The organism is Caballeronia choica (assembly GCF_001544535.1).
Classification (GTDB): Bacteria; Pseudomonadota; Gammaproteobacteria; order Burkholderiales; family Burkholderiaceae; genus Caballeronia; species Caballeronia choica.
In genome coordinates, this window is the sequence record NZ_FCON02000438.1 from 1 (window position 1) to 1,536 (window position 1,536).

Annotated in this window: 1 protein-coding gene; it reads left to right on the forward strand. The window is 61.7% G+C overall.

Annotated features, from left to right (window positions below; translation table 11 throughout):
* The first annotated feature begins 64 nt into the window (after positions 1-64).
* The gene (locus tag AWB68_RS44780; protein ID WP_087650438.1) at positions 65-1,387 is read left to right on the forward strand and encodes an IS1182 family transposase; all 1,323 of its coding nucleotides are present in this window, start codon (positions 65-67) and stop codon (positions 1,385-1,387) included.
* The last annotated feature ends 149 nt before the right edge of the window (positions 1,388-1,536 follow it).

Below are 1,536 nucleotides of genomic sequence, written 5' to 3' on the forward strand. Positions count from 1 at the left end.
CTAGGAGTCTGCGCGGCAGAAGCCGCGCTGTCATCCGATTGCCTGTTGTGAACGTTGTAGGCAGATGACGACGAGCTATCTTCCCTACGATCCACAACAGCAGTTCCTGCTGCCCCATGCGCTGCAAGATTGGCTGCCTGAAGGCCACCTTGCTTACTTCATCAGCGATACGGTCGACTCGCTCGACCTGTCCGCCTTCCATGCCCGGTATGCCGGCGGCGGTGCGCGCAACCAGCCCTTTCATCCGGCCATGATGGTCAAGGTGCTCGTTTATGGCTACGCGACTGGTGTGTTTTCCTCGCGCAAGCTGGCCAGGAAGCTGCATGAGGATGTCGCGTTCCGGGTTCTGGCGGCGGGCAACTATCCGGCGCACCGGACGCTGTGCGACTTCCGCGCCTTTCACCTCAAAGAACTGTCGGACTTGTTCGTGCAAGTGGTGAAACTGGCCAAGGAGTGCGGCCTGGTTAAGCTCGGCACGGTCGCGGTCGACGGCACCAAGATCAAGGCCAACGCATCGCGCCATAAGGCGATGAGCTACGAGCGGATGAAGAAGGTCGAGCTTGAGCTGAAAGAGCAGATCGATGCTCTGCTGGCAAAAGCGAAGGCGGCCGACGCCGCCGAGAAAAATGAGCCGGAGCTGGATATCCCGGCCGAGATCACGCGGCGCGAGGACCGCTTGGCGGTGATTCGCGCTGCACGCGCACGCCTGGAAGAGCGGCAGCGTCAGACTGATATCGCGCGCGGTCGCAGTGACGACGATGCGCCGCCGCACGCCGACGGAGAGCCGAAAAAGAAGTCGCGCTTCAAGTACAAGTTCGGCGAGCCGAAGCCCGACGCACAGGAAAATTTCACCGATCCGGAAAGTCGGATCATGAAGCATGCCGGCGGCGGCTTTGACTACTCCTACAATGCGCAAGCTGCGGTCGACGAGGCTGGCCACATCATTGTCGCGGCCGAACTGGGCAACAGTGCCGCCGACAGCGGCCAATTGCCAACCGTTCTTGCTGCCGTGCTGCGTGACGCCGGCGCCGATCCCAAGCAAGTCCTTGCCGACGCGGGCTACCGGTCGGAAGCGACGTTCGAACAATTGCGCGAGCATCCGGCCGAGCTGATCGTGGCGCTCGGACGCGAGGGCAAAAAGGACGTGAAGATCGATGCCAGCAAGCGGCCGCTGTGCGCCGCGATGGCTGAAAAATTCACGTCTGCCGAAACACAGGCCGCCTATCGCAAACGCAAATGGCTATCCGAGCCGCCAAACGCCTGGGTAAAAAGCGTGCTCGGGTTCCGCCAATTCAGCATGCGCGGACTGGCCAAGGCCCAGGCCGAGTGGAAGCTCGTCTGCACGGCGTTGAACCTGCGCCGAATGGCGAAAATGATGTACGCGTAAGCCCGGAAAGGGGGCCATTTCACGCAATTTCGTCGTCGACCAAGCCTTTCTTTGGTAGGTCGGCGCGCCAAACCGAAAGCGGTCGCGATGCCGGACGCCGCAGCGTCCCCGCTGTCAGCTCAAAACTCGTCTACCGCGCAGACTCCTAG

Excerpts from the sequence above, each read along its gene's own strand:
- AWB68_RS44780 (WP_087650438.1), top strand. The coding sequence starts at position 65 with ATGACGACGAGCTATCTTCCCTACGATCCACAACAGCAGTTCCTGCTG.